This window comes from Streptomyces sp. NPDC055189 (assembly GCF_053606765.1).
The window spans coordinates 196,135-220,833 of the sequence record NZ_JBSGSG010000003.1 but is presented as its reverse complement, the minus strand read 5'-3'; the positions used below and the strand labels follow the sequence as shown (position 1 = coordinate 220,833).

Annotated in this window: 21 protein-coding genes; 8 read left to right on the top strand and 13 right to left on the bottom strand. The window is 71.5% G+C overall.

All coding sequences use genetic code 11. The features are described from left to right. Nucleotides 1-191 precede the first annotated feature (191 nt). Nucleotides 192-599, top strand: a complete 408-nt coding sequence (locus tag ACWFR3_RS04180) for a hypothetical protein (protein WP_453732987.1) — start codon at nt 192-194, stop codon at nt 597-599. Between the two features lie 60 nt (nt 600-659). Here ACWFR3_RS04180 and ACWFR3_RS04175 read toward each other — a convergent pair whose 3' ends face one another. Continuing rightward, complete coding sequence (locus ACWFR3_RS04175; protein WP_453732986.1) at nt 660-1,454, bottom strand: SAM-dependent methyltransferase; 795 nt, start codon at nt 1,452-1,454, stop codon at nt 660-662. Nucleotides 1,455-1,717: 263 nt separating this feature from the next. On the opposite strand from ACWFR3_RS04175, the gene ACWFR3_RS04170 reads away from it, so the two are divergent. The 5 genes from ACWFR3_RS04170 (at nt 1,718) to ACWFR3_RS04150 (ending at nt 7,224) form a co-directional block, all read left to right on the top strand. Beyond that, on the top strand, nt 1,718-2,971 hold the full coding sequence (locus ACWFR3_RS04170; protein WP_453732985.1) for a Clp protease N-terminal domain-containing protein: 1,254 nt from the start codon (nt 1,718-1,720) through the stop codon (nt 2,969-2,971). A gap of 139 nt (nt 2,972-3,110) precedes the next feature. Next, a complete protein-coding gene (locus tag ACWFR3_RS04165; RefSeq protein ID WP_453732984.1) occupies nt 3,111-4,466 on the top strand; it encodes a sensor histidine kinase in 1,356 nt (451 codons plus the stop codon). A gap of 4 nt (nt 4,467-4,470) precedes the next feature. After that, nucleotides 4,471-5,115: a response regulator gene (locus ACWFR3_RS04160; RefSeq protein ID WP_453732983.1), complete on the top strand. Its 645-nt coding sequence runs from the start codon at nt 4,471-4,473 to the stop codon at nt 5,113-5,115. A 94-nt stretch (nt 5,116-5,209) separates the two neighbouring features. Further along, entirely contained in the window at nt 5,210-5,461 is a 252-nt protein-coding gene (locus ACWFR3_RS04155) for an EF-hand domain-containing protein (RefSeq protein WP_453732982.1), read from the top strand. A gap of 314 nt (nt 5,462-5,775) precedes the next feature. Continuing rightward, entirely contained in the window at nt 5,776-7,224 is a 1,449-nt protein-coding gene (locus tag ACWFR3_RS04150; RefSeq protein WP_453732981.1) for a flavin monoamine oxidase family protein, read from the top strand. A gap of 25 nt (nt 7,225-7,249) precedes the next feature. On the opposite strand, the gene ACWFR3_RS04145 is transcribed toward ACWFR3_RS04150, so the two are convergent. Next, entirely contained in the window at nt 7,250-9,136 is a 1,887-nt protein-coding gene (locus ACWFR3_RS04145; protein ID WP_453732980.1) for a chorismate-binding protein, read from the bottom strand. A gap of 166 nt (nt 9,137-9,302) precedes the next feature. On the opposite strand from ACWFR3_RS04145, the gene ACWFR3_RS04140 reads away from it, so the two are divergent. Next, nucleotides 9,303-10,487 (top strand): FAD-dependent monooxygenase, encoded by a 1,185-nt coding sequence (locus tag ACWFR3_RS04140; protein ID WP_453732979.1) that lies wholly within the window; start codon nt 9,303-9,305, stop codon nt 10,485-10,487. A 20-nt stretch (nt 10,488-10,507) separates the two neighbouring features. On the opposite strand, the gene ACWFR3_RS04135 is transcribed toward ACWFR3_RS04140, so the two are convergent. The 7 genes from ACWFR3_RS04135 to ACWFR3_RS04105 all read right to left on the bottom strand — a co-directional run bounded on the left by ACWFR3_RS04135 (nt 10,508) and on the right by ACWFR3_RS04105 (nt 18,327). Then, a complete protein-coding gene (locus tag ACWFR3_RS04135; protein ID WP_453732978.1) occupies nt 10,508-10,708 on the bottom strand; it encodes a tautomerase family protein in 201 nt (66 codons plus the stop codon). 43 nt (nt 10,709-10,751) lie between these two features. Beyond that, nucleotides 10,752-13,055 (bottom strand): ATP-binding cassette domain-containing protein, encoded by a 2,304-nt coding sequence (locus ACWFR3_RS04130; protein ID WP_453732977.1) that lies wholly within the window; start codon nt 13,053-13,055, stop codon nt 10,752-10,754. Nucleotides 13,056-13,117: 62 nt separating this feature from the next. Beyond that, nucleotides 13,118-14,911, bottom strand: a complete 1,794-nt coding sequence (locus tag ACWFR3_RS04125; protein ID WP_453732976.1) for a gamma-glutamyltransferase family protein — start codon at nt 14,909-14,911, stop codon at nt 13,118-13,120. Nucleotides 14,912-14,979: 68 nt separating this feature from the next. Next, complete coding sequence (locus ACWFR3_RS04120; protein WP_453732975.1) at nt 14,980-15,843, bottom strand: PhzF family phenazine biosynthesis protein; 864 nt, start codon at nt 15,841-15,843, stop codon at nt 14,980-14,982. Further along, a complete protein-coding gene (locus ACWFR3_RS04115; protein WP_453732974.1) occupies nt 15,840-16,811 on the bottom strand; it encodes an LLM class flavin-dependent oxidoreductase in 972 nt (323 codons plus the stop codon). Before ACWFR3_RS04115 ends, ACWFR3_RS04120 begins: the two co-directional genes overlap by 4 nt. Before the next feature lie 59 nt (nt 16,812-16,870). Next, complete coding sequence (locus ACWFR3_RS04110) at nt 16,871-17,827, bottom strand: hypothetical protein (RefSeq protein WP_453732973.1); 957 nt, start codon at nt 17,825-17,827, stop codon at nt 16,871-16,873. Next, entirely contained in the window at nt 17,824-18,327 is a 504-nt protein-coding gene (locus ACWFR3_RS04105) for a VOC family protein (protein ID WP_453732972.1), read from the bottom strand. The genes ACWFR3_RS04110 and ACWFR3_RS04105 overlap by 4 nt, the downstream gene beginning before the upstream one ends. 177 nt (nt 18,328-18,504) lie before the next feature. Between ACWFR3_RS04105 and ACWFR3_RS04100 the strand changes: the two genes are divergently transcribed. Continuing rightward, nucleotides 18,505-19,173, top strand: a complete 669-nt coding sequence (locus tag ACWFR3_RS04100) for an O-methyltransferase (protein WP_453732971.1) — start codon at nt 18,505-18,507, stop codon at nt 19,171-19,173. An 83-nt stretch (nt 19,174-19,256) separates the two neighbouring features. Here ACWFR3_RS04100 and ACWFR3_RS04095 read toward each other — a convergent pair whose 3' ends face one another. From ACWFR3_RS04095 to ACWFR3_RS04080, 4 genes are all read right to left on the bottom strand, one after another. Continuing rightward, complete coding sequence (locus ACWFR3_RS04095) at nt 19,257-20,750, bottom strand: 4-hydroxyphenylacetate 3-hydroxylase family protein (protein ID WP_453733020.1); 1,494 nt, start codon at nt 20,748-20,750, stop codon at nt 19,257-19,259. A gap of 89 nt (nt 20,751-20,839) precedes the next feature. Then, nucleotides 20,840-21,442 (bottom strand): flavin reductase family protein, encoded by a 603-nt coding sequence (locus ACWFR3_RS04090; RefSeq protein ID WP_453732970.1) that lies wholly within the window; start codon nt 21,440-21,442, stop codon nt 20,840-20,842. Continuing rightward, nucleotides 21,435-23,453: a chorismate-binding protein gene (locus ACWFR3_RS04085; RefSeq protein WP_453732969.1), complete on the bottom strand. Its 2,019-nt coding sequence runs from the start codon at nt 23,451-23,453 to the stop codon at nt 21,435-21,437. The genes ACWFR3_RS04090 and ACWFR3_RS04085 overlap by 8 nt, the downstream gene beginning before the upstream one ends. Further along, nucleotides 23,450-24,667, bottom strand: coding sequence for a 3-deoxy-7-phosphoheptulonate synthase (locus tag ACWFR3_RS04080; protein WP_453732968.1), 1,218 nt, complete (start codon nt 24,665-24,667; stop codon nt 23,450-23,452). The genes ACWFR3_RS04085 and ACWFR3_RS04080 overlap by 4 nt, the downstream gene beginning before the upstream one ends. Nucleotides 24,668-24,699: the final 32 nt, after the last annotated feature.

Sequence of the window (24,699 nt, the reverse complement as noted above, 5' to 3'; positions counted from 1 at the left end):
TGTAAGGAGAGTTCTTAGACACTTGACGAAGGTGCGTCAACGCCTGGAACGCGCCAATCTGCCGCACGCGCAAAATCGATCACTGCGCTGTTTCGCGCAGAAATGAAACTCGCTGTCCGCCCCCGAGCCTCCGGCGAAGCTGCTCGGCACGCGACAGACGTCGTGCACGGCCGACAAAACGAGGACATGACATGGCACTGACGAGTATCAAGCGGCGAGCGACCGCGGTATCCGTTGCCGGCGCGGCGGCTCTGGCGCTGGGCGCCGGCATCGCGCCGGCCGAGGCATCCGCGCCGGCCAAGACATCCGCTCCGGCCGGCGTATCGGTGCAGAGGGACTGCGACTACGGCGCCCTGTGCGTGAAGCTGCGCAACACCGACACCGGGAAGACCAAGTGGAAGGACCTCTACTACTGCAAGAACTGGTACATCAGTGCCAAGTGGGTTCCCACCCGGTACATCAACAACCAGACGCCGGGGACCAAGGGGAAGTTCAAGAATCATGACAGGAAAACGATCATGACGACCAAGGCCCCGTACGCCGACAAGACGGTCAAGAACAGCATCGGTGTCAAGACCTGGTACATCAAGCCCTGCTGATGTCGCCTTCCTGGACGGGCCGTCGCCGCATTCGTCGCGGCGGCGGCCCGCGCCATGAAATCAGTCGGTCTTTCGCGCCACGCCCGCGTAGAAGCCGATCTCCCGGGACCCGTCGGGAAGCGGGCCGTCGGGGCGCCAGAGCGGTGCCTGAGCCAGACCGGGCTCGACGAGGTCGAAGCCGTCGAAGAATCGCTCGATCTCCGCCCGCGTCCTCAAGTTCAACGTGGCGGTGGCATTGTTGTAGACCGCTTGAGCGCCGCTGCGATCGGCGAAGTCGGCCGTGGCGTGTGAAAGCACGAGGAGACTTCCCGCGGGCAGCGCATCGCGAAGGGCGGCGACAATGTGCTCGGGCCGTTCCTCGTCGGTGACGAAGTGGAGAATGGCGACGAGGAACAAGGCCACTGGTTCGTCGAAGTCGATGAGCCGACGGACATCGGGGTGGTTGAGGACGTCCTGCGGTTTACGCAGGTCGGCGAGGACGATGTTCGTCGTGCCGGAGCGGCTCAGCAGGGCATCTCCGTGAGCCTTCACGATCGGATCGTTGTCCACGTAGGCAACGCGCACGTCCGGGGCCACGCTTTGAGCGATCTCGTGGATGTTCGGTGAGGTCGGCAGCCCGGTTCCGACATCAAGGATCTGGCGGATACCGCTGCCGACGGCGAATCGCACCGCGCGTTCCAGGAAGGCGCGGTTCGCCCGGACGCCTATGCGTGCCTCCGGCGCCGCGGAAACGAGTGCGTCACCGGCCGCCTGGTCCACCGGGTAGTTGTCTTTCCCTCCGAGCAAGTAGTCGTACACCCGCGCCGGATGCGGCTTGCTGGTATCGATCCCCGGGGTCCTGGCACCGTCACTCACGCTCTGTTCCTTTCCGCGACCGGGACAGCCACCCGGCGAAATGCCGACAGCATGCCACAGCAACTCACCCACGTGACCGGGGAGTAGCGCGTGATCCCGGAGGCATCGCCTGCTCTGGAGCTGGCCTGGTCGGAGGAAGCCGGCCGCCTGGTCGGAAGAACCCGCCGACCGGCCAGGAAGCCAGGCCGGGCGGCCGACGCGGAGCCGGAGAACGCGGGGTTAGCTTCCTTCTCGCCAGGTGACACCACGGAGAGGGACATCCCATGGAGCAGCGAACGTCCGACCGCGAGGCCCGCGTGACCACCGAGTTCGAGAGGGACGTCGTCGCGTTGTTGCGGGAGACGATGAAGACGGTGGCCAAGCAGGAACGCGAGGACGTCGGTACGGAAAGCGTGCTGTACGTGCTCGTGTCGGGTGACTCGGCCGCGGGTTCCGTGATTGCCCCCGGAATGAAGGCCTCCGGCACGCTCGCCGCTTCGATCGGGTGCCGGGGGACGTCGGTGTGGGTCAGTGGCGACGCAGGTGACGACATCACGGGAACCGAGGACGACGAGCGGGAGATCGACGCCTTCTGGCGGGAGGTCCGGTACGAGGAGGCCAAGAGGCTGCGCTGGAAGAATCGGAAGGAGGAGAAGGGAGACAGGGAGGGAGATGCGGAGGGGGAGGAAAAGCAGGCGAGCGTTGAACTCCCGCCTATGACAAATGCGTTGCGGTCCTGCCTGCGCAAGGCGCTGGAGGCGGCACGGGAGGAGGGCGCCGTTTCGGTGCGCGTCCGCCATGTGGCGCGTGCGATGTTCGAGCTGCCCGATACGCGTGCCCGCGAGGCCATGGTGGTGCAGAAGGTGGATGTCTCGGCTGCCTCGGCCGCGCTCGACGCGTTGCGGGGGAGCGACGAAGCGCCTGAGCCCGCCACAGTGTTGGGACTGCGCAAGGCGGGGACGTTCGGCAAGAGCGGTAATCCGCTGACCCGGAAGTTCATGGCGTGGATCCTCGGGGGTGGCGCGGGGTTCGGCTCTGCGGTCGTGGGCATGGTGCGCTCGGAGGCACGACGAGGGGTGGTGCGCCGTGGGGCCTCGGAGATGGAACCCGTCGATGTGCTCCTGGGTATTCTGGCTCTTGACCGGTCGTTGACCGTCGCGGGGCGAGAGCTGCCCGAGAAGCTGGCGGGAGCGAACCAGGGTGCGGAACTCCTGCGCCGACACGGCGCACGACAGGACGCTGTCGCCCGAGCGCTGCTTCCCTCCACCGGGGTCGTGGAGGAGGAGCCCCGGGAGATCCCCAGCACGGCCGGCTTCGACCAGCGGCTCCTGCACGTCACGCAACTCACCGCCTCCGCTGCGGGCTCGCCCACGGTCGGCACGACCCACCTGCTGGCCGCCCTGCTGGACGAGACCGGGACGGACGCGGCGTCCGCGGCAACGATCGAGCGTGTGCTGACCGAGAGCGGAGTGGACGTCGCCGGGCTGCGGGCAGAGCCGGATCTCCAGGTCCCGGGAGGCACGGCGCACGCTGCCTGAGGTCGCCGCGGTTCGCCGGCACGCAGGACAAGAAGAGCCCACGTACGACAAGAAGAGCCGTTGAGAAGGAAGCCCACGCGTGAGAACGGCACCCACACGGAGCGAGACATTGAGCCCGGCAGTGCGACCGTGGAGGCGGATGCGCCGTGAGGCCGCCGCGATTCGGGATGCGGTGCGCGCCGCGCCCCGGCGGACGGTCGTCACCGAGTCCGTACTGACCGGCCTTGTCCTGCTGTGCGGGCTGGCGCCGTTTCCGCTGGTTCCGCCGGCTCATCCGGTGTCGGCGGCCCTCCTGGGGGTGTGGGCGGCGCTGCTCGTGCCCGCCCGGCGGATGTATCCGGCTCTCACGGTGCTGTGCTGCGTGCCGGTGATCGCCGGAGACAATGTGTGGGCCACGGTGGTGGTGCCGTGCGTCGTGTGGTCCGCCGTGCGCCGCATCACGCCCGCACGGCGTGCCCGGGGGATAGTCGCGGCGAGCTGTGGCGGCGCCGTGCTCGCGTTCATTGCCGCCCAATCCATCAGCGGGCTCCCGACGATGCCGTACGTGGTCGCCGGCGCCGCCGTGGCCGCGCTGTTCATCCTGCTGCCCGCGCTGTCCGGCCTGATGCTGGGGCGTCGCCGTCCGCTGACCGGGTTGCTGCGGGAACGCAACGCCTACCTCGAACAGGCCCGCTTCCTCACCGACGAGGCGGCCCGCATGGAAGAACGGGCGCGTATCGCCGCCGAGATGCACGATCTGCTCGGCCATCGCATCGGCCTCATCTCGGTGCACGCCGGAGCTCTCCAGCTCGCCGCCGAACGGCACTCACCCCCGCTGGCCCCTCAGGCCGAACTCCTGCGCACCACCGCGGCAACGGCCATGGACGAACTGCGCGGCATCCTGGGCGTCCTGCGCCACCACTCCGGCGAGGAGACCGCCGAGCGGGGAAGCCGCGAGGATCTCTCGGCCCTGGTCGCGGACTCCCGGAGTGCGGGGGCGGACGCCGAACTGCACTGGAACGCGACCGGGCCGGTGGACGCGGACGCCCGTACCCGGCAGGCCGTCCACCGTGTCGCCCGCGAAGGACTCGCCAACGCGCTGAAGCACGCGTCCGGCGCGCCTGTCCGTGTGGCGTTCCACGACGAGGGGGACACGGTGGTGGTCGCCGTCGTCAACGATGCCCCGCCGGTGCACCGTTCGCCCGGTGACGGGAGCCGCAGCGGACTCGTCGGCCTCCAGGAAAGGATCAGCCTGCTCGGCGGCACGCTCTACGCCGGACCGCGTCCGGAGGGCGGCTTCGCGCTCCACGCCCGTATACCCGCCCGGCCCGAGATTCCGCCCGTGTACGCCACCTCGTCCAAGCCGGTGTCCGACGGGGCGGGTTCCCGGCCCCCGCTGTCCACGGAGGTCCTCACGTGGCCCCGTCTCCTGGGCGGGGGCTGCGCGGCGATGCTGGTGTTGCTGCCGACGGTCGGCGGCACCATCCTGCTGCTGATCATGGCGGTTCTACACTGAACCGATGATTCGCGTGCTGATTGCCGACGACGAGGCGCTGATGCGCGCCGGGATCCGACTGATCCTCGAGAACGCCGACGAGGTCCGAATCGTCGCCGAGGCGCAGAACGCACATGAGGCCGTGGAGGCCTGCCGCGCCCACCCCGTCGACGTCGCCCTGCTCGACATCCGCATGCCCGGCGACGGCATCACCGGCGCCGCCGAGATCACCCGCCTGTCACCCCGCACCCGGGTGGTGATGCTGACGGCCTTCGGCGAGGAACCGAGCGTCACCCGCGCCCTGCGCGCCGGAGCCCACGGCTACCTCCTCAAGGACACCGGCCCCCGCGACCTCATCGACGCCGTACGCCGCGCCGCCGCCGGAGAACCCGTCCTCGCTCAGCAGGTCACCCGCCAACTCATCGACTTCCGGACCCGGTCGGGCCACGACAGCGAAGCCGCGTCACGTCGGATCGCGGACCTGACACCGGCCGAACGGGACGTCCTGCGGCTGCTCGGCAGCGGTCTCTCCAACGCCGGGATAGCCGCACAGCTCCACCTGAGCTCCGGCACGGTCAAGGCCCACATCAGCAGCATCCTCACCCGCACCGACTGCACCAACCGAGTCCAGGCGGCGGTGCTTGCGCAGGAGGCAGGTCTGCTCCGCTGACGCCCGGCAGGCCGCACGCCGCGGAGCCACACCGGCCCCCGCCCGCGCGTAGGATGCGAAGCCGAAACTGTCGTGACCTGACGGGGATCCTGTGATGAGCGAGAAGGCTCGCAAACTCTTTGACGCTCTCGACCTCAATGGCGACGGGCAGTTGACTCGGGACGAGGTGATCACTGCGCTCCGGACGAAGGGGCCCACGCTTGCCGCCCGGGGGGATCTGCCGTTCTGGGGTGTCCAGGACGCGGAGACTTCGTCGGCTCTGTTCGATGCTGCGGACAAGAATGGTGACGCTGTGCTGACCTTCGAGGAGTTCGCCCACGAGGTGAACCGGAAGTTCGGCTGGTAGGTCCGGCGGGCCGAGCGGTGACGCTGCGGGATGGCATGACCAGGGAAATGAGCGTGCTGGCTCTGTCAACTGCCCCGAAGGCGCCCGGGCGGGATCGCGTTCCTCCTCTTCACGTCCAGGCGGCCGTGGTTGAGCGCGTCGTGCAGCGCGCCGCCCGGCGGACAGGGACAGCTCCACCGGGGCGGCCGCATGGCTTCGGCGGCAGGTGGTAGACGAGCGGAGAGCGCCACGGGTACGGGTGTTCGGCCATGGAGCCGTTGAAGAACCCGGCCGCGGAGCCGTCGAGTCACCGAACCACGGAAACGGAGCACTCCATGCGGGAAGCCACCCAGACCGAAGTACGCCGTGCCTTCGACAGCGGGTTACCGGGGATGCGGCCCCCGCGGTCGGTCATCGTCGTCGGCGCCGGACTCGCCGGACTTGCCGTCGCCCACGAACTCGCCGCCCGGAACTGCGAGGTGACGGTCCTGGAGGCCTCCGACCGGCCCGGCGGGCGCGCGTACACGCTGAGGGAGCCGTTCGCGGACGGCCTGCACGCCGAGGCCGGCGCGATGACGCTCACCCCGCACTGCCACTACGCCATGCACTACCTGCGCGAACTCGGCGTCGAGACGGACACCGCCGACCTCTTCGGCACCACGTTCTCCTACTTCGCCCGGGGCCGCTTCTTCACCCCCGACCCGGACGCGGTCGCCGGAGCCGGGCTCGACCTGCACCCGCACGAGAAGGACCTCGGCGTCAACGGCATGATCGAGCGCTATGTCTCCGCCGTCGCCGACAGCCTCCAGCCCGATCTGAGCGCCCCCGACTGGGCGGTCACCCAGCGCCTCGGCCCCTACGACCACCTCTCCGTGCACGAGGTTCTCACCGACCGGGGCGCCTCCCAGGCGGCCATCGACCTCATGGAGCCGCTCTTCCTGGAAATGCGCGGCGGCGACCTGAAGGCGGCATCCGCGCTGTCCTGGCTGCGCCACGAGGCGAGCCCGCACTCGCTGGGCAACGCCGACCCCCGCTGGGCCAAGGTCAAGGACGGCACCGACCGCTTCCCGCTGGCCTTCGCCGAGCGGCTCAAGAGCCGTATTCACTACCGCCGTCCGGTGGTCCGCGTCGAACAGGACACGGAGCGGGCCCGGGTCACCGTCCTCGCCCACGGCCGCCTGGAGACCCTGGAGGCCGAACGCGTCGTCGTCACCGTCCCGTTCAGCACGATCCGGCACATCGACTTCACCGACGCGGGCCTCTCCGACGCCAAGCACGACGTGATGCGCCGGGTGAAGTACGCCTCGATCGTCCGCGTCTACCTCCAGATGCGCCGCCAGTTCTGGCCGCAGCACAACGCCAGCTTCTCCACCGACCTGCCCATACGCTGGATACGCGACGCCACGCCCCAACTCCCCGGCCCCCGGAAGATACTGGAGTGCCTGATGACAGGATGGCGGGCCCGGGCGGTGTCGGTGATGACCGAGGAGGAGCGCCTCGGCTTTGTCCTCACCGAGGTCGAGCGGATGCTGCCGGGCGCCCGCGACCACTTCGAGACAGGCACGTCCGTCTGCTGGGACCAGCGCCCCTACGCCGAGGGCGCGTACATCCTGCCCGAGCGCGGACACAGTGCCCTGATGCCGGCGATCCGCAGGCCCGAGGGGCGGGTCCACTTCGCCGGTGACCACGCCGGGTTCGAGCCCAACGGCGGCTCGATGACCTTCGCGTTGGAGTCCGCGGCCCGCACCCTGGTGGAACTCGGCGCGGCGGCCGACGTGTCCTGAGCCCGCGCGTACGGGGCCGGGGGAGTCAGCCGAGCAGTCGGCGCAGGACCCCGGCCCCATCGGTGGTCAGCACCGACTCCGGGTGGAACTGCACACCCCGTACGGCCTGTTCGTGCACCGCGATCAGCTCGTGCCGGTCGGGTCCTGAGACGATCGTGAAGGTGTTGCGGAAGGCGGCGGTGACCGGTCGTCCGAAGAAGTCCACCTCCCGCGCCAGTCCGGCGCCGCCGGACCTGGCCACGACCCGGGCGTCCGGCAGGGCGGCCAGCGCCAGCAGCTGGAAGCCGAGGCCCACCCCGGCCACCGGAGGCCCGCCGGGCGGACGGCCCTGGACCAGGAGTGCGGCTGTCCGGCGCAGCGCCGCCATACGCGCGCAGCCGGGGTCGTCGGGGCGGCCGGGACCGGACGCCAGCAGCACGGGCCCCGGGTGCCGGAGCAGGGTGCCGGCCGCGCCGGGGTCGTCGTGGCGGATCACCTCGGAGCGGCCGTGCACGGCGGTCACCAGCTGCAGCAGGGGGTCCAGTTCGGCGCGGGCGTCGCCCCCCGGGTCGAGCACCAGCACGGCCGGGCCGCCCGCGGACGGTGCGGCGGTGCCCTTCGTCCAGAACGACGACAGCGCCGCGTGCCGCCGGGCCAGCGCCTCCTGTACGGCGCTGTGGAGGTCGTCAGGGTCCGGTGCGGCGGGGGTGGGCGGTGTGTGCGCCCGCTCGGCGGATGGCTCTCGCGCCGTGAGGGCGCTCAGCACGGCCCGGGCCTTGGTCCGTGTCTCTGCCGCCTCGGCCTGCGGCGACGACCGGCCGCTTACGGTCGCTCCCACCGACAGGCGTGTCTCGCCCCGGTGATCCACGACCAGGGTCCGGATCACCGCCGCCGAGTCCAGTTCCTCCGCGCCCGCCGCGTCGCGGCCGATCAGCGCGAGGAGACCGCCGTAGTAGCCGCGCCCGGTCGTTTCGTAGCCGTGGATGGTCTCGCACGCCTCCGCGAACGGGCTGCCCACCACCGTCGATGCGGACAGGGCCCGTGCGAGGGTCTCCCGCGCCCCGGCCGCCGCGGGTCCGCTGATCCGGCACTGTGTGTGCAGCAGATGCGCCATCCCGCGCAGGAAAGGCCCCTCCACCCGCACCCCGGGCCCGGCCAGCCGGCACAGCACCGCCAGCTCCGCGTCCACCGTGGTCGCCAGCTCCTCCGCCTCCTTGCGATCGGCGAGGAAGGCCAGCAGGTCCGCGGCGCGCGGCCCTTCTCGCGGGCGCCGGTAGGTGCCGCACAGCGGATTCATCACCACCCGGCCGCCCTCGACGCCCACATGCCCCTGCGGGGTCGCGCCCACCAGGGTCACCGGCCGCGGGCCCCCGGTGTGCACGACGAAGGTCCAGTACGCGCCCGACTCCGCGGTCAGCAGCCGCCGGAACAGCTCCACGGCCACCGCGGGCCGGAATCCCGGCAGTCGCGCGGACCAGTCCCGGCGCAGCAGGACGTTCAGCCCACCCCGGGCGGCGTCCGAGTCGATGAACTCCCGCACCAGGTCCTCGTACTGAGCGTCGCTCGTCGCGAACCCGGCGTCCCGCCAGTGCACCGGCGGTGCCGCGGCGGGGCGCCGGCCGGTGAACGCGTCCTGGGGAAGGACGTGGTGCTCGTGTACCCGCAGCAGCCGCAGCGGCGTGCCGTCGTCGTGGCACGGCAGGCCGTGTTCAGCCAGGTGCCGGAAGGGCAGCAGGGCCAGCAGCCCCGGACCCGGCGCGTCGTTTGGTGCAGCCGCTTCGTCCAGCGACCGGACCGTTTCCATGTCCCCGAACAGCAGCTCGACCGGAGCCCGTCCGCGCAGGCCGGGACGCTGCCTGTGGAGCAGCGCGAAGGGCGGCACGTCCGCCCCGTACAGCCGCTCCAGCACGTCCGCGTCCGTCGTCGGCCTCATCGACCGCGCTCCCTTCGGTCGGCCGCGCGGCGGCGGCCCGCCCGGGGCATTGGGTCCTGGTGCGGCTCATAACTTCGGCCCGACGGGCAACAAGTAGACGATAGGAGGGGCCACTTGACGTCCCCCTCGCACACCCCGCCACCCGACCGAGTACCCGTGAGGTGTCATGCGAATCGCGATCAGCGGAGCCGGACCCGGCGGCCTTTACACGGCTGCGCTCGTCAAACGGCTGCGGCCGCGAAGCGAGATCGACGTCTGGGAAGTGAACGCCCCCGATGACACCTTCGGCTTCGGCGTCGTCTTCTCGGAGGGTGCGCTCGGCGGTATCGAGGCGGCCGACCCCGCGCTGTTCGCCGCGCTCGGCGACGAGTGCGCCCACTGGTCGAGGATCGACGTCCACCACCGGGGCCGCACCTCGCGCAACGGCGGCTACCGCTTCTCGGCGATCGGCCGCCGCGCACTGCTGGCCATGCTGCGCGACCGTTGCGCAGACCTCGGCGTCACCATCCGCCACGGCACCCGCGCCCCCGAGGCGGACGTGCTGGCCCGGACGTACGACCTGGTGGTGGCGGCCGACGGCGTCAACTCCGCGATCCGCGAGGCCCGTCGGGAGGAGTTCGGTACCGAGACCACCCGACGCGGCTCCCGCTACCTGTGGCTCGGCACCGAACGGCCCTTCACCGCCCTGACCTTCGCCGTCGCCGAGACGGAGCACGGCACGCTGCACGCCCACGCCTACCCCTACGCTCCCGGCCTCAGCACCTTCATCGCCGAGGTCGACGACCGGGTGTGGGAGGCCGCCGGGTTCACCGAAGGCGACACCGGCCTGCCGGACGCCTCCGGCAGGAGTGACACGGACCGGCTCGCCGACCTCTTCGCCGACGTCCTGGACGGGCACGGGCTGCGCACCAACCGGTCGCGCTGGGGCCGCTTCGTCTCCGTCCGCAACCGGCGCTGGAGCCACGGCCCCATCGCTCTCCTCGGCGACAGCGCGCACACCACCCACTTCTCCGTCGGCTCGGGCACCCGGCTCGCCATGGAGGACGGCCTGGCGCTCGCCCTGGCGCTGGACGACCACGGGTCGGTTCCCGAGGCGCTCGCCGCCTACGAGGCCGCGCGCCTGCCGGAGGTCGAGGACATGCAGCGCACCGCACGGACGAGCCAGGAGTGGTTCGAGGAACTGGATCGGTACGCGGACCTCGAACCGGAGGCGTTCAACGCCCACCTGATCACCCGCAGCGGCCGCCTCACCCGCGACGACCTGGCCTCCTGGTCCCCGGAGCGCGTCGAGCGGGTCCGGGAGCGCTTCGCCCGCGCCGACCGCAGCTCGCGCGGGGCCTCCGTCCGCTGAACCGGCGGCTGCGGGGAGCGTCACGAGGGGGAGGCGCGCCGCTCGGCCATGGACCGGCCCCCCACGAACCAGTGGCTCGCGGGCGCCTCCTCCACGATCACCCGGACGGCCTCCGCGGGTGTTCCCAGCGCCTCGTGCGCGGCGGCCGTGAGTGCCTCGCCGAGCGCGGCCACCTCCTGCGGGGACCGGCCCTCCAGCAGGGTGACCCGGATGAGCGGCATGTCCGACTCCTTCCGATTTCCGTTGCGGTCCCGGGACGACGTCTCAGGACGGGAGTTGACTGCGGGCGGTCCGCAGGTCGGCCGCGAGGCTGCGGCCCGTGTGCGAGTCCTTCGCCCCGGCCAGTTCGGCGGGCGTGCCCTCGAACACCACCCGGCCGCCCTGGCTGCCCGCCTCCGGGCCGAGATCCACCACCCAGTCGGCGTGCTTGACGACGTCCAGGTCGTGCTCGATCACCAGCACCGTGTTGTCTCCGTCCACGAGACGGTCGAACAGGCACAGGAGCCGGCGCACGTCGCTCATGTGGAGCCCCGTGGTCGGCTCGTCGAAGACGTAGACGGTGCCGGTCTCCTTCAGGCGGTGCGCCAGCTTGAGCCGCTGCCGCTCGCCGCCGGAGAGCGTGGACAGCGGCTGGCCCAGGGTGAGGTAGCCGAGTCCGACCTCGGAGAGCAGGGCCAGCTTGCGCCGTACGGGCGCGTCGTCGAAGAAGTCCGACGCCTCGTCGGCGGTCATGGCGAGGACATCGACGACCGTCCGGCCGTGCACGGTGTGGCGCAGGGCCTCGTCATTGAACCGGCGCCCCTCGCAGCGTTCGCACACCGTGGTCACCGGGTCCATGAAGGCGAGGTCGGTTTCGATGACGCCCTTGCCGCCGCACGCCGGACAGGCGCCCTCGGAGTTGAAGCTGAACAGCCCCGGCTTCTCGCCCGAGGCACGCGCGAACCGCTGGCGCAGGCTGTCCATGATGTCGGTGTACGTCGCCGGGTTGGACCGCGTGGAGATGCCCACCGACGACTGGTCGATCACCACCGCATCCGGGTGCTGCGCGAGGAACACCTTCGATACGAGCGTGCTCTTGCCGGAACCGGCCACGCCGGTCACCGCGGTGAGCACCCCGGTGGGGAAGCCGACCGTCACGTCGTGCAGATTGTGCAGATTCGCCGCCCGGACGGTCAGCTCGCCGGTGGGGGAGCGGACCGCCTCCTTGAGTCCGGTCACGCTCCGCAGTTGCTTCCCCGTGACGGTGCCGGAGCGGCGCAGCCCCGCCGGGGTGCCCTCGAACGTCACCTCGCCGCCGTCGCGCCCGGCCCCCGGACCCATGTCGACGACACGGTCGGCGATCGCGATGACGTCCCGGTCGTGCTCCACGACCAGCACGGTGTTCCCCTTGTCGCGCAGGGCGAGCAGGATGTCGTTCAGCCGCTGTACGTCCCGCGGGTGCAGGCCGACGCTGGGTTCGTCGAAGATGTACGTCAGCCCGGTCAGGCTGCTGCCCAGGTGGCGCACCATCTTCAGCCGCTGGGCCTCGCCGCCGGACAGTGTCCTGGTCTGCCGTCCGAGGCTCAGATAGCCCAGTCCGACCGACCGGACGCGCTCCAGTGCGGCCCGCGCGCCCATCACGGCCGGCTTGACGGAGGGCGCGTCGATCCGGGCGAGCCGCTCGATCAGGTCGGTGATCTCCATGGCCGAGAAGTCCGCGATGTTGTCGCCGTCGATGCGTGAGGCGAGGGCGGCCTCGTTCAGCCGTCCGCCGTGGCAGACGTCGCAGGGGCCCTGGGTCACCACCCGCTCGATCTCCGCGCGCTCCTTGCTCTTCGCGTTGTCGAGGCCGGGGGTGATGTACCGGCGGGTGAAACGCTCGACGATGCCCTCGTACTCGTTCTTGTAGACGCCGTTGCGGCCCGCCCGGTCGACCGTGAACCCCTTTCCGTGCAGCAGGAGTTCGCGGTCCTTCGCGGAGAAGTCGCGCACCGGCCTGTCGGGGTCGAAGAGCCCGGACTCGCCGTACAACTGCCATTGGAAGGTGCCGACCGCGAACGACGGGAAGCGGATGGCGCCTTCGTTGAGGCTCTTGTCCTCGTCGAGGAGCTTGCCCAGTTCCAGGCGGACCGTCGTGCCCAGGCCCTGGCACTCCTCGCACATGCCGCGCGGGTCGTTGGGCGAGTACATGTGCGAGGGGCCCGCGCTTGGCGTGCCCGCGCGGGAGAACAGCACCCGCAGCGCGGGCAGGATCTCGGTCATCGTGCCGACCGTGGAACGGGCGTTGCCGCCGACCGGCCGCTGGTCGACGACGATCGCCGTGGAGAGGTTCTCCATCACTCCCGCGTTCGGCCGTTCGTACTTCGGCATCCGGTTGCGGACGAAGGCCGGCAAGGTCTCATTGAGCTGCCGCTGCGACTCGATCGCCAGGGTGTCGAAGACCACCGAGGACTTCCCCGACCCGGAGACCCCGGTGAAGACCGTCAGCTTCCCTTTGGGGATGCGCAGGTCGACGCCCTTGAGATTGTTCTGCCGGGCTTCGCCCAGCACGATGAAGTCCTCGTCGTGGTTCTTCCGGTGAGCCGCCATGTCAGCACCTTCCGCCTAGGACGGGTGATTTCCCTCGGGAAACCATTCCATGTCCTCCTCTGCTACCCCGCTACCGCGTATGCCTGCGCGCCGCGCGGACTGGCCGCGCCCAGCACAAGACCGTCGCCGGTGAGCCCGGTGGCGCACACCTTGCTGAGCGAGTAGTCGGCCGCCAGGTCCACCTGGTGCCCCCGCCGCCGCAGCGCCTCGACCTCCGCCGTCGGCCAGCCGCCCTCCAGGACCACGGTCCCCGGGCGGAACCGGCGCGGGGCGAAGGACGTGGGCACGTGGTCGGTGTGGAAGGTGCGCGCCTCGATCGCCGCCTGCGGGCCCATCCCGTGCTCCGTGTGGTGCAGGAAGAAGCTCAGCGTCCACTGGTCCTGCTGGTCGCCGCCGGGCGTCCCGAACGCCAGGTACGGCCGGCCGTCCCGCAGCACCAGGGTCGGGCTGAGTGTGGTCCGCGGGCGCTTGCCCGGCGCCAGCGTGTTCGGGTGGCCGGGGGCGAGGGTCGCCATCTGCCCCCGGGTGCCCAGCGGGAAGCCAAGACCCGGCACCACCGGGGAACTCTTCAGCCAGCCGCCGCTGGGCGTCGCCACCACCATGTTGCCCGCCGCGTCGGTGACGCTGACGCAGCACGTGTCGCCGGTCGCCGCGGTCAGCTTCATGATCGCCGGAATGCCCTGTTCCAGCTCGCCAAGCCAGGCCGGGTCCGCCGGTGCGACGCTCTCGTCGTGCAGCGGCGGCAGCAGCGGCTCGCGCCCGCCGGGCCGCCCCGGCCGCAGTTCCCGCGAGGCCCCAGCGCCGAGCAGCGCCCGCCGCGCGGCGGTGTACGCCGGGTCCAGCAGGGCGTCGACCGGCACATCCGCGTGGTCCGGGTCGCCGTACCAGGCCTCGCGGTCGGCGAAGGCGAGCTTGGCGGCCTCGACCACCGTGTGGACGTACTCCGCGCTCTGCGGACCCATCGCGGCGAGATCGGCGTCGGCCAGCAGGGCGAGTTGCTGGAGGAAGACCGGGCCCTGTGACCAGGGCCCCGCCTTGTGCACGGTGAGAGAGCCGTGATCGAGGGTCAGCGGACGCTCCACGTGCGGCCGCCACGCCGCGAGGTCCTCGCCGGTGAGCAGGCCGCTGTTGCGGCGGCCGGTGGAGTCCATCTCCTCGGCCTTGGCGAGATAGGTGTCGATCGCCTCCGCCACGAAGCCGCCGTAGAACGCCTCCGTCGCCGCGTCGATCTGCCCCTCGCGGCCCGGGCCGGACGCCTTCGCCTCGGCGACCAGCCGCCGGTAGGTGCGCGCGAGCGCCGGGTTGGTGACCCGCTCCCCGGCACGCGGGGCGCGGCCGCCCCGCAGATAGGTACGGCCCGACTCCGTCCAAGTGTCGCGGAACAGCTCCGTGAGCGCGCCGATCATGGCGGCGCACTTGGGCAGCACCGGATAGCCGTCCTGTGCGTAACCGATCGCCGGTTCCAGTACGTCCTCCAGAGGCAGCGTGCCGTACTCCTTCAGCAGCCGGAGCCAGGCGCCGACGGCGCCGGGGACGACGGCGGGCAGCAGTCCGGAACCGGGAACGACGGCCAGACCCCGTTCGGTGAAGGTTTCCACGGTCGCCGCCGCCGGCATCGGGCCCTGCCCGCAGACGACGTCGACCGAACCGCTTCCGGAGCGGTGGGCGAGGATCGGCACGTCGCCGCCCGGCCCGTTGAGATGCGGTTCCACCACCTGGATGACGAAGGCGGCGGCGGTCGCGGCGTCGAAGGCATTGCCGCCGCGGTTCAGCATGGACATGCCCGCTGTGGAGGCCAGCCAGTGGGTGGAGGCCACCGCGCCGCGGGCGCCGTGCAGTTCTGGTCGGAAGAGCACCTGGGAGGATCCTTTCTCGTCGCAGGGTCGTACGGGTCGTACGGTCGTACCGCGTGGGGCCTGGCGGCTCAGGGCCGTCCGGGGGGCGTCATCCGGCCGGACGCGGTGGCGGTGACGTGGCCGTGGACCGTGGCGGCGTGGGCCCGGCCCTCGATGAGGTCGACGGTGCAGGAGAGGGTGGCAGGGCGGCCCAGGTCCTCGCCCTGGCGGACCTGGTAGCTGTGGCGGCCGTCGGTGCCGGGCAGCGCCTTCTCCCGGCCCAGCCAGACGCCAAGACCCAGCGCGGCGGAGGCGCAGGCGGGGTCCTCGGGCATGCCGTAGCCGGGGGCGAACACCCGGACGCGGGCGGTGCGGTTCGCCGGGTCCCACGCGAGGAGCACCGCGTCCGGGCAGTCCTCCCAGACCGGGTCCCTCAGGTCGGCCGCTGCGCGGGCCAGGGCCTTTGGGCCCACCGGCAGGACGTGGAACGCCGGCCCGAAGCCGGTCAGGTGCGGGGTGCCCGCCAGGTCGGCGTCCGTCAGACCGCACGCCGCCAGCAGCGGGGCGGGGTCCCACTCCGGCCGCAGGAGCGGCTCGCCCACGACGGACACGGTGGAGCCGTCGGCCCCCGCGGTCACGGTGAGCTGCCGCCCGCCGCACTCCTGCACCGCCTCCCCGGCCGCCAGCCGTCCCGCGCGCACCAGCGTGCTCGCGGTGCCCACCGCGCTGTGGCCGCCGAACGGCGACTCGCCGTCCGGGGTCATCACGCGCACCCCGTACGTCGACCCCGGCAGGCGGGGCGGCACCACGAAGACCGTCTCGGTCAGGGCGGTCTCCCGGGCGACGGCGAGCATGTCCGCTGCCGAGAGATCGGCGGCGTCGGGGACCACCCCGAGGGCGCAGCCGTTGTACGGGGTTTCCGTGAACATGTCGACGATCTCGTACGCGATCAACGTCCCTCTCCTTCGTCGTAGGGGCCAGCGCCCGCTCCGCCGCCCGGCGGGGCCGTCACGGGCACGGTCCGTGGCGCCGCTTCCCGCCCGGGGCGGAGCACTTCCTCCGCCACGGCCTCCAGCACCCGCGGGTCCCCCTGGTACGGGAAGGACGCGCGCGGCCAGTGCACCACCAGGTCGGTGATGCCCAGTTCGCCGAAGCGGCCCACCGCGTCCCGGTAGGACTCGACGGAGTCGAGCACCCCGCCGACCAGGGCGCCGGTCAGCAGCAGCCGGTTCAGCGTGGCCGGGTCCCGGCCGGTCGCCTCGCACGCCGTGTCAAGGCGGTCCAGTTGCCGGGTGATGTCCGGCAGCGCTTTCTCGTAGGGCAGGGCGTCGAAGCGGCCCGGGGGACCGGCGGTGACCCAGGTGTCCGCCCGCCGGGCCGCGAGCCGCATGCCGCGCGGGCCGGTCGCGGCGACGGCGAACGGCACCCGGGGCCGCGTCAGGCACCCGGGATTCACCGGCACGTCGTCGAAGGCGTAGTGCTCGCCCGCGTACGAGGTGCTCCGCTGGGTCAGCAGCCGGTCCAGGGCCTCGACGAACTCGGCGAAACGGTCGGCGCGTTGGCGCGGGGTCCGCTCGGTGGGGTCCACCACCCGGTCGTCCAGGCCGCCCGCCCCCGCGCCAAGGCCGCAGACGAAGCGACCCCCGGCGATGTCCTCCAGCGACATCACCTCCTTGGCCAGCGTCACCGGGTGGCGATAGGTGGGCGTGGCGACCATCGTGCCCAGAGTGATCCGCGAGGTGACGGCCGCCGCGGCGGCCAGGGTGGGCACGCCGGCGAACCAGGGCTCGTCCCGTAGCCACCGCCACATCAACTGGTCGTAGGTCCAGGCGTGGTCGAAGCCCAGTTGCTCGGCCAGGACCCACTGGTCGCGCGCCCGCGACCAGCGCCGCTCGGGCAGGATCACCACTCCGTGCCGCACGCGTACTCCTCCTTCGTTCCTTCGTCGTGTCGTGCTCGGTCGTGTCCCACGCCGTCCGGTCAGGGCGCGCTGTGGTGCAGCACCCTCGGCCTGAGCTGCCCGGCGGCGGCGTCGATCCGGCCCAGGACGGTCGCGAAACCCTCCTCGTAGCCCCGCCGGACCTCTTCGCTGCGCAGCTCCTCGGGGAAGGCGGCGTCCTCCTGCGGGGTGAGGCCGGGATAGAGGCCGTTGGCCGCCACGTCCTGCGTGATCGCGCGCAGCCGGGACCGCAACTGGTCGACCAGCTCCGTGGCGTCGACCGGCGCCCGCAGGGTCAGGAAGTAGTGGTCGTAGATGAGCGCCTGGGTCTCGGGACGGGTCGGCGTGATCTCCGCGGCCGACTCCTGGAGCAGCGACCGGCCACCCGGCACCAGCTTGGCCGCCACCCCCGCGTGCACCGTGTGGTACATCCGCACCGCCTTCTTCAGCCGCTCCGCCTCGGGCGTTCCCTCCCACTCGGTCTTCTTCCCCCGCAACAACGAGCGCACGGGCACGAAGTCGGGGGCCCAGGTGCCGCTGAAGCTGCGGTGCTGGAGATACATGCTGGGCCGGATGACGGTGCCGTAGACGTCGGCGGGGCAGGAGCTGGTGTACAGCAGCATCGCGGTGTAGGCGTCGGTGAGGTCCGTCATCGCCCGCAGGGAGGGGGCGGGATCGGAGTGGGAGCGGGCCTGGTGCAGGGCGTGCGCGGTCAACTGCCAGATGGCGAAGGTCGCCTGGTGGCCCGTGATCCAGCGGAACCAGAACAGCTGGTGGGCGATCTCGTCGGCGGCGAGGGCAGGGCCGGTCCGCGGGCCCGGCCCGCTGCGGTCCACGCGGGAGGGGTCGGCGGGCCGCACGTCGGATATCGCGGTCTCGGTACCCGGCTCCGGCGGCTCGGGCAGCGTCAGCGGCTCCAGGCCGTAGGGGAAGTCCCCGAAGTCCCAGTCGTCGGGCACCGGCAGTTCGGTGACGGTGCGGTGAACGCGCGTGCTCATCGGTCTCCTCCTGGTGGTGTGTAGGCGAACTCGAACTCCAGGCCGTTGACGTCCAGGACGTAGCAGCTCTGGACGCCGTCCGCGTCGATGACGATGTCGGTGGGCAACTCGTCGCCGGCGAAGCTGAACCGGCCGGACTCGTACAGCCGAAACCAGCGCTCGCGCCAGGCCCGCAGCTCTTCCGGGGAGTCGGTGGCCAGGCAGATGTGCTGGAACTGGCGGGTGTTGGCGCCGGGGACGGCGTCGTCGTGCCCGGTGCGTTCGAAGAGGTGGAAGCGCAGACCGGCCACCATCACCTCGGTCAGCCGGGTGATGCCGGGCAGGCGGCTCAGCGTCAGGTCGCAGAAGGTGTCCAGCGTCCAGTTGGTCCGGCAGCCGAAGAACTCCTCGTACCAGGCCGCGCAGTTGTCGAGGTCGTCCGTCTGCACGCCCACGTGGTGCAGTTCCGGTACGAGGTGGAGGTCCGTCGGCCGCTCTTTCGTGGTCCCGGTTCGCGGCAAGATACTGCGCTCCTCTCATTTCGGTCATGTCATTGCGGTCATGTCATGGCGGTCGTGCCAGAAAGAAGGGATCGAAGGGATTTCTTTTTTCTCGTTCAGGCTCGTTCAGACAGGCGATTTCCCGGAATTTTTTCCGTCCGGGTACCGAATGTTCTCCTCGCGGGGAACACTGGAGTCATGACACAGAATCAATGGAGTGCGGTGGACGGCTACTTCGACGCGGTTCTCGGTGACGAGGATTCCGCGCTTGCCGCCGCCGCCCAGGCGCACATCGGATTCGATCTCCCCGATATCGGGGTCTCCCGCTCCCAGGGAAAGCTGCTGCATCTGCTGGCCCTCGTCCAGCGCGCCGAGCGCATTCTGGAGATAGGCACCTTCGGCGGGTACAGCTCCATCTGGCTCGCCCGCGCCCTGCCGCCCGGCGGACGGCTGGTCACCATCGAGTGGGAGCGCTCGTTCGCCGAGACCGCCGCAGGACACCTGGAGCGGGCCGGCGTCGCCGACCGTGTCGAGCAGAAGGTGGGCCGGGCGCTCGACATCCTGCCCGATCTCGCGAAGACCGCGGAGCAGCCCTTCGACCTGGTCTTCATCGACGCCAACAAGCCCGACACCCCGGAGTACTTCGACTGGGCGCTCGAACTCTCCCGGCCCGGCGGCGTGATCGTCGTCGACAACGTGGTGCTCGGCGGCGCGGTCGCCGACGCCGACAACCCGGACGGCGGCGTCCGCGGAATGCGGCGCTTCCACGAGAAGGTGGCCGCGGAGCCCCGGGTGAGCGCCACCACGATCCAGACGGTGGGCGCCAAGGGCTACGACGGCTTCACCCTGGCCGTGATCCTGCCCTGACGCCCGGCGGGAGGCCGGCCCCGCGGGGGCGGCGGCGCGGACACCTGCCGCCCGCCGCCCCCGTCGCCGTGCCGCCCCGGCGCTCATGCCTGGTCGGGCCCGATCAGGTCCGGCGCCGTCCAGCCGTCCAGGTCGTACTCCGCCATGCACTCCTCGGCGAAACCCCGGTAGTCGTCGACCAGGCCGGATGCCGTCTGCGCCATGAGGAGCTCGATACGCACGTTCTCGTGGCTGCCCGAGTAGTTGCGCTCGTACAGCTCGTGGCGGCCTGCGAACTCGGTGCCCACCGAGTCCCAGATCAGCTTCATCAGCTTGACCCGCTCCACCGAGTCGTATCCGTTCGAACCGCGCATGTACCGGTCCAGATGCGGCCGCAGTTCGGGGTTCTTGAAGTCCTTGGCGTGTGAATTCAAGTAGATGAGGCCGCTGCTGAGGTCTTGGAGGATGATCTCGCGGACCCGCGGATATCCGATCGTCATGAACCAGCGGTACGCCATTCCGTAATCCAGGTTCGGCAGCAGTCCGCCGTCGTGCCAGCCGTTCGGATTGCGCGCCATCGCGTCGCTGAGGCCCCAGAACATGTTCCGCCAGGCGAGCACTTCGCCCACCCGGGTCTGAATGCCCCGGAAGTCCTTCGTCCCGGTCACGTCCAGACCCTTGAGCAGCAGACCGGCCAGGAAGTCGAGTTTCACCGCGAGCCGGGTCACCCCGTGGAAGGTGAGTCGGTGCGTGAACCCGGAGGTGTTCAGGAAGGTGCCGGCCTTGGCAGTGTCGCCGTAGATGAAGACGTTCTCCCAGGGGATCTTCACCTTGTCGAGGATGAAGACGGTGTCGTTCTCGTCGAGGCGGCTCGACAGCGGGTAGTCGAACGGGCTGCCCATCCGGTTCGCGGCCAGCTCGTAGGACTGACGGCAGATCAGCTTCACCCCCGGCGCGTCCATCGGCAGCGTCGCGACGAGCGCGAACTCCTTCTTCTTCACCGGCAGTCCGTAGTGCGCCACGAAGTTGAAGTGGGTCAGCGCCGACCCTGTCGCCACCACCTTCGCGCCGCTGACCACCAGGCCGTCGTCGCACTCCTTCTCGACGTGCACGAACACGTCGCCGACGTCGTCCGGCGCCCGGTCGCGGTCCACCGGGGGGTTGATCACCGCGTGGTTCCAGAACAGCACCCGCTCCTGCGCCTCCGCGTACCAGCGGCGGGCGTTGTCCGCGAACTCCCCGTAGTACTCCGGGTTGGCGCCCAGCGTGACGAGGAAGCTCGCCTTGTAGTCCGGGCTGCGGCCCATCCAGCCGTACGTCATGCGGGCCCACTTGGCGATCGCGTCCCGGTCGCCGACCATGTCCTCCACGCTGCGCGGCACCCGGAAGAACTTGTGCGTGTAGCCGTCGCTGCCGGTGTCCGTCGGCGTGGTCAGCGTGTCGTGGTGCTCCGGGTCGTGCAGCGCGTCGTACAGCCGCGCGGTCATCCGGGCCGTGTTGCGGAACGCCGGATGCTTGGTGACGTCGTCGACCCGCTCCCCGTACGCCCATATCTCCCGTCCGTCACGGATGCTCTCCAGGTACTCGTCACCGGTCATCGGCCGCGTCGTGCGGCGCGGTCCGGTGTCCCCGGTGGTGCCGGGGGCGCCGGCCGTGTCCGTGCTGTGCGTCGTGTCCGTCATGTGTGTCAGTCCCCTGTCCTGTCCGCCCTGCTGGGCTCGTCGTGTAGCGGGAGGTGTGCCACCGGGTCCATGCCGTCCAGGCACAGCGACCAGGCGCCGGGCGAGTCGTCCGGCACCAGCTCCGGGAAGGCGCCGCCGTGGAACAACAGCGGCCGCCCCGGGCGGCTTTCGAACTCCTCGACGCACCCGATGTGCAGCGTGTGGTCGCCGCCGTCGTGGATCTGCCAGGGCCGGCAGACCAGATGGGCCACCGTGCCCGCCAGTCGCGGGTGCGGCCCCCGCTCGTCCACCCACGGCACCGGCTCCGCCATGGGCCGTCCGGCGAAGTGCATCGCCAGGTCGCGCTGCGAGGCGTCGAGGATGTTGACGACGTAGTCGCCGTCCTCCCGCAGCAGTGCGCCCGCCCGGCTGCGCCGGTCCAGCGCCACCAGGGCCAGCGGCGGGTCCAGCGACACCGAGGTGAAGGCATTGACCGTCGTGCCGTGTACGAGGTCGCCGCGGCGGCAGGTGACCACCGTCACCCCGGTCGCGAACTGGCCCATGCAACTGCGCAGGGCACGTGGGTCGATGGGGCGGGGCGCGGTGTCCACGCCCCCTCGCTCAGGCATGCTCATGGCTCCCCCTGGACTCCCGGGGGCCGGTGCCGCGTTCACCGGGTATGCCGGCCCCGTAGCTGTCGTGGACGCCGGGCCGGTGTGCCGCGGCCGGTGCCAGGGCGCCGGTCAGCAACTCGGCCAGGATGCCGGGGCCGTCCTGGGTCAGGAACGACTCCGCGTGGAACTGGATCGTGGACAGGGCAGGACCGCGCAGCGCGATCACCTCGTCGCCGTCGCGCTGCACCTGGACCGGGCCGCCGGCGAACTGCGGGCGCAGCCAGTCCTTGTCGGTCCGCGCGACGTAGCTGTTGTAGAAACCGGCCATGCGCGGCTTGCCCCACAGCGGGACCCGCAGTCGCCTGCCCTGCGCCGGGTCGGGCAGCCGGGTGACCCGCAGCCCCAGCAGGGTGCATACCGCCTGGTGCCCCAGGCAGACCGCCGCCAGCGGCAGTCCGGCCGAGAGTCGTTCGGCGGCCGTGGCCCGCAGGGCGCGCACCCGGGGGTTCGCCGCGTCCCGCGGGTCGCCAGGTCCCGGACCGAGCAGGACCACGCCCGGCGCTCCGGCGACGCCCGCACGCGCTGCCCGGGGCCAGGGCACCAGCCGCACCGCGCAGCCCAGCGCCCGCAGTTGGTGGGCGAGCATCGAGGTGAAGCCGTCCTCGGCGTCGACGATCGTGACCCCGGTGCCCGCGACGGACCGGGCGGCAGGTGCGTCAGCGGTTCCCCGCAGCCAGAAGGCCGCAAGACCGTCGTTGCGGGCGGCCAGCGCGCCGCGCACCGGACCGGCCTCGGCAAGACCGGCGGCGGACGCCGGGACGGGGACCTTCGCCGACCGCCGCCCCGACAGGGCGTCCAGCAGGCCCGACAGCTTGGCGGTGGTCTCGGCCGTCTCGTGCGCCGGCACCGACTCCCGCACGACACTGGCGCCCGCCGTCAGCCGCACGGTGCCGTCCGCCCCGAGGTCCGCCGTGCGCAGCGTCAGCGCCGCGTCCAGCTGCCGCTGCCCGCCCGCGCGGCCCAGCAGGGCGATGACCCCGCTGTAGTAGCCCCGGCCGTGCGGCTCGTACCGTTCGATCACCCGGCAGGCGTTCTCCACCGGGCTGCCCGTCACGGTCGGCGCGGGCATCGTGGTGCGCAGGATCTCGGTGAGCGGGCGGTCCGAGTGGCCAAAGAGGTAGTACTCGGTGTGCGCGAGGCGGGACATCCACTTCAGGGACGGTCCGCTGACCCGTACGCCGTCGCCGCACAGGGACGCCATCATCTTGAGTTCCTCGTCGACGACCATGTAGAGCTCGTCGGTCTCCTTGGGGTCGCGCAGGAAGCGCAGCAGCCCCGGCAGGTCGGCGCCGGTCCGCGGGTACCGGTAGGTCCCGCTGATCGGGTTCATCTCCACCCGGTCGCCCCGCACCCTGACCTGCTGCTCCGGGGTGGAGCCGATGAAGTACCGGTCGCCGGTGAAGAGCAGGAACGTCCAGTACGCGCCGGTCTCCGCCGTCATAAGGCCGCGCAGCACCGCGAGGGCGGCGGTGCGGTCGAAGGCGCGGATCCTGCCGTGCAGACTGCGGGCCAGGACGAAGTTGGAGCCCTCGCCGCTGTGGATCTCGCGGTGGACGATGCCGTCCACCGCGGCCGCGTAGCCGTCGTCGTCGATGTCGAAGCGGGTCTCCTCCACCTGCGGCGCCCGGTCCGGCAGGCAGGCCAGCAGCCGGTCGAGCGGGACCCGCCGGTGCTCGCGCACCTCCATGGCGAGCAGCGGCTCGCCGTCGTCGGGGTGCGCGAAGCCGCGCTCCCTGATCTGCCGGTAGGGGGCAAGGACCAGGGTCTCCGTGTCGTCGTCCGGGCCGCCGTCCAGGTCCAGTCCGAGGGTGTCCAGGTCGCCCGCGCGCCGTACCGGGCCACTGAGGATCTCCACCGGTGCCGCGCGGTCGGCGCCGGGGCGGTGCAGCACCGCGAAGGGCCGGCCCGGCGGTGGCAGCAGCACGTCGTGGGCCTGCGCCGGAGCGGTGGTGAGGGTCGTGGTCATGCCACGGCTCCCACGGGAAGCCGCCAGTGCGCGGCGGCGGCGACGGCCTGGACCAGGCTCAGCCGGGGATCGCACAGACTGCGGTAGCCCGGCCCGCGGGCCGGGCTGCGGCCCGCGCCCTCGCACTCGGAGATGTCGTCGGGGGAGGCCTCCAGATGGAGGCCCGCGCACCGCCCCGAGTTCTCGGCCAGGACGTCCACGCACTGCCGGATCTCGGACATGATCGCGTCGAGGCGGCGCGTCTTGAGTCCGTCGGGCGTCTTCACGGTGTTGCCGTGCATCGGGTCGCACATCCACAGCACCGGGTGCCCGGCCTGCCGGACCGCTCGTACCAGCGGGGCCAGTTCGGCGACCCGACTCGCTCCGAACCGGGCGATCAGGGTCAGCCGGCCCGGGGTGCGGTGCGGGTCGAGCACCGCGCACAGGTCAAGGACCTCGTCGGCCGTGGCCTCGGGCCCGATCTTGCAGGCCACCGGGTTGTCCAGCTCGCCCATCAGCCGCACGTGCGCGAAGTCGGTCTGCCGGGTGCGCTCGCCGATCCAGGGCCAGTGCGTCGATGCCAGGTAGCTGCCGCTGTCCGCGTGCCGCCGTACCTGGGGGAGTTCGTAGTCGAGCAGGAGTGCCTCGTGGCTGGTCCACACCCGGTCCTCGGGTGCGGCGCCCTCGCCGCGGCCGAGCCGGTCGAGGGCGGTGACGGCGCAGCGGGCGGCCTCCAGGCCGGTGACGACGCGGGAGGGGTCGGGGGTGCGGTCCTCCTCGCAGGCGTCCGGCGCGTTGACGACCGGGCCACGGAACACCGGGAGCCGCCCGCCGGGCACGGTCTCCCAGTCGTCGGAGCGGGGTTTGGCGAACTGCCCGGCCATCCGCCCGACGCGTACCACGGGCAGTCCGGAGCCGGTGCGCATGACGTCGCCGAGGACGTCCAGCATCTCCACCTTGCGTGCGACGTCGCGCGGTTCGCACTCGGTGGTCAGCTCCACGCAGTCACCGGCCTGGATGAGGCAGAAGTCGCCTTCGGCGGCCCGCGCGAGGAGCGCGTGCAGTTCGCTGACGCTCGCGTACGACACCAGCGGGGCCTCACGGGCCAGCCGGTCGTGGACGGGGGGCAGGAGGGAACGGTCGGGCCATCGGGGCTGCTGGCGGGCGGGGAGCCCGGCCACCATGGAGGCGATCAACGGGTCGTGTCCGGCGCCCGGAACGGGGTATCGAGGCATGCTGTCGGCCTTCGTTCGGAGGCGGCCCGTGG

Excerpts from the sequence above, each read along its gene's own strand:
- ACWFR3_RS04180 (WP_453732987.1), top strand. The coding sequence starts at position 192 with ATGGCACTGACGAGTATCAAGCGGCGAGCGACCGCGGTATCCGTTGCC.
- ACWFR3_RS04170 (WP_453732985.1), top strand. The coding sequence starts at position 1,718 with ATGGAGCAGCGAACGTCCGACCGCGAGGCCCGCGTGACCACCGAGTTC.
- ACWFR3_RS04165 (WP_453732984.1), top strand. The coding sequence starts at position 3,111 with ATGCGCCGTGAGGCCGCCGCGATTCGGGATGCGGTGCGCGCCGCGCCC.
- ACWFR3_RS04160 (WP_453732983.1), top strand. The coding sequence starts at position 4,471 with ATGATTCGCGTGCTGATTGCCGACGACGAGGCGCTGATGCGCGCCGGG.
- ACWFR3_RS04155 (WP_453732982.1), top strand. The coding sequence starts at position 5,210 with ATGAGCGAGAAGGCTCGCAAACTCTTTGACGCTCTCGACCTCAATGGC.
- ACWFR3_RS04150 (WP_453732981.1), top strand. The coding sequence starts at position 5,776 with ATGCGGGAAGCCACCCAGACCGAAGTACGCCGTGCCTTCGACAGCGGG.
- ACWFR3_RS04145 (WP_453732980.1), bottom strand. The coding sequence starts at position 9,136 with ATGAGGCCGACGACGGACGCGGACGTGCTGGAGCGGCTGTACGGGGCG.
- ACWFR3_RS04140 (WP_453732979.1), top strand. The coding sequence starts at position 9,303 with ATGCGAATCGCGATCAGCGGAGCCGGACCCGGCGGCCTTTACACGGCT.
- ACWFR3_RS04135 (WP_453732978.1), bottom strand. The coding sequence starts at position 10,708 with ATGCCGCTCATCCGGGTCACCCTGCTGGAGGGCCGGTCCCCGCAGGAG.
- ACWFR3_RS04130 (WP_453732977.1), bottom strand. The coding sequence starts at position 13,055 with ATGGCGGCTCACCGGAAGAACCACGACGAGGACTTCATCGTGCTGGGC.
- ACWFR3_RS04110 (WP_453732973.1), bottom strand. The coding sequence starts at position 17,827 with ATGAGCACGCGCGTTCACCGCACCGTCACCGAACTGCCGGTGCCCGAC.
- ACWFR3_RS04100 (WP_453732971.1), top strand. The coding sequence starts at position 18,505 with ATGACACAGAATCAATGGAGTGCGGTGGACGGCTACTTCGACGCGGTT.
- ACWFR3_RS04095 (WP_453733020.1), bottom strand. The coding sequence starts at position 20,750 with ATGACCGGTGACGAGTACCTGGAGAGCATCCGTGACGGACGGGAGATA.
- ACWFR3_RS04090 (WP_453732970.1), bottom strand. The coding sequence starts at position 21,442 with ATGCCTGAGCGAGGGGGCGTGGACACCGCGCCCCGCCCCATCGACCCA.
- ACWFR3_RS04085 (WP_453732969.1), bottom strand. The coding sequence starts at position 23,453 with ATGACCACGACCCTCACCACCGCTCCGGCGCAGGCCCACGACGTGCTG.
- ACWFR3_RS04080 (WP_453732968.1), bottom strand. The coding sequence starts at position 24,667 with ATGCCTCGATACCCCGTTCCGGGCGCCGGACACGACCCGTTGATCGCC.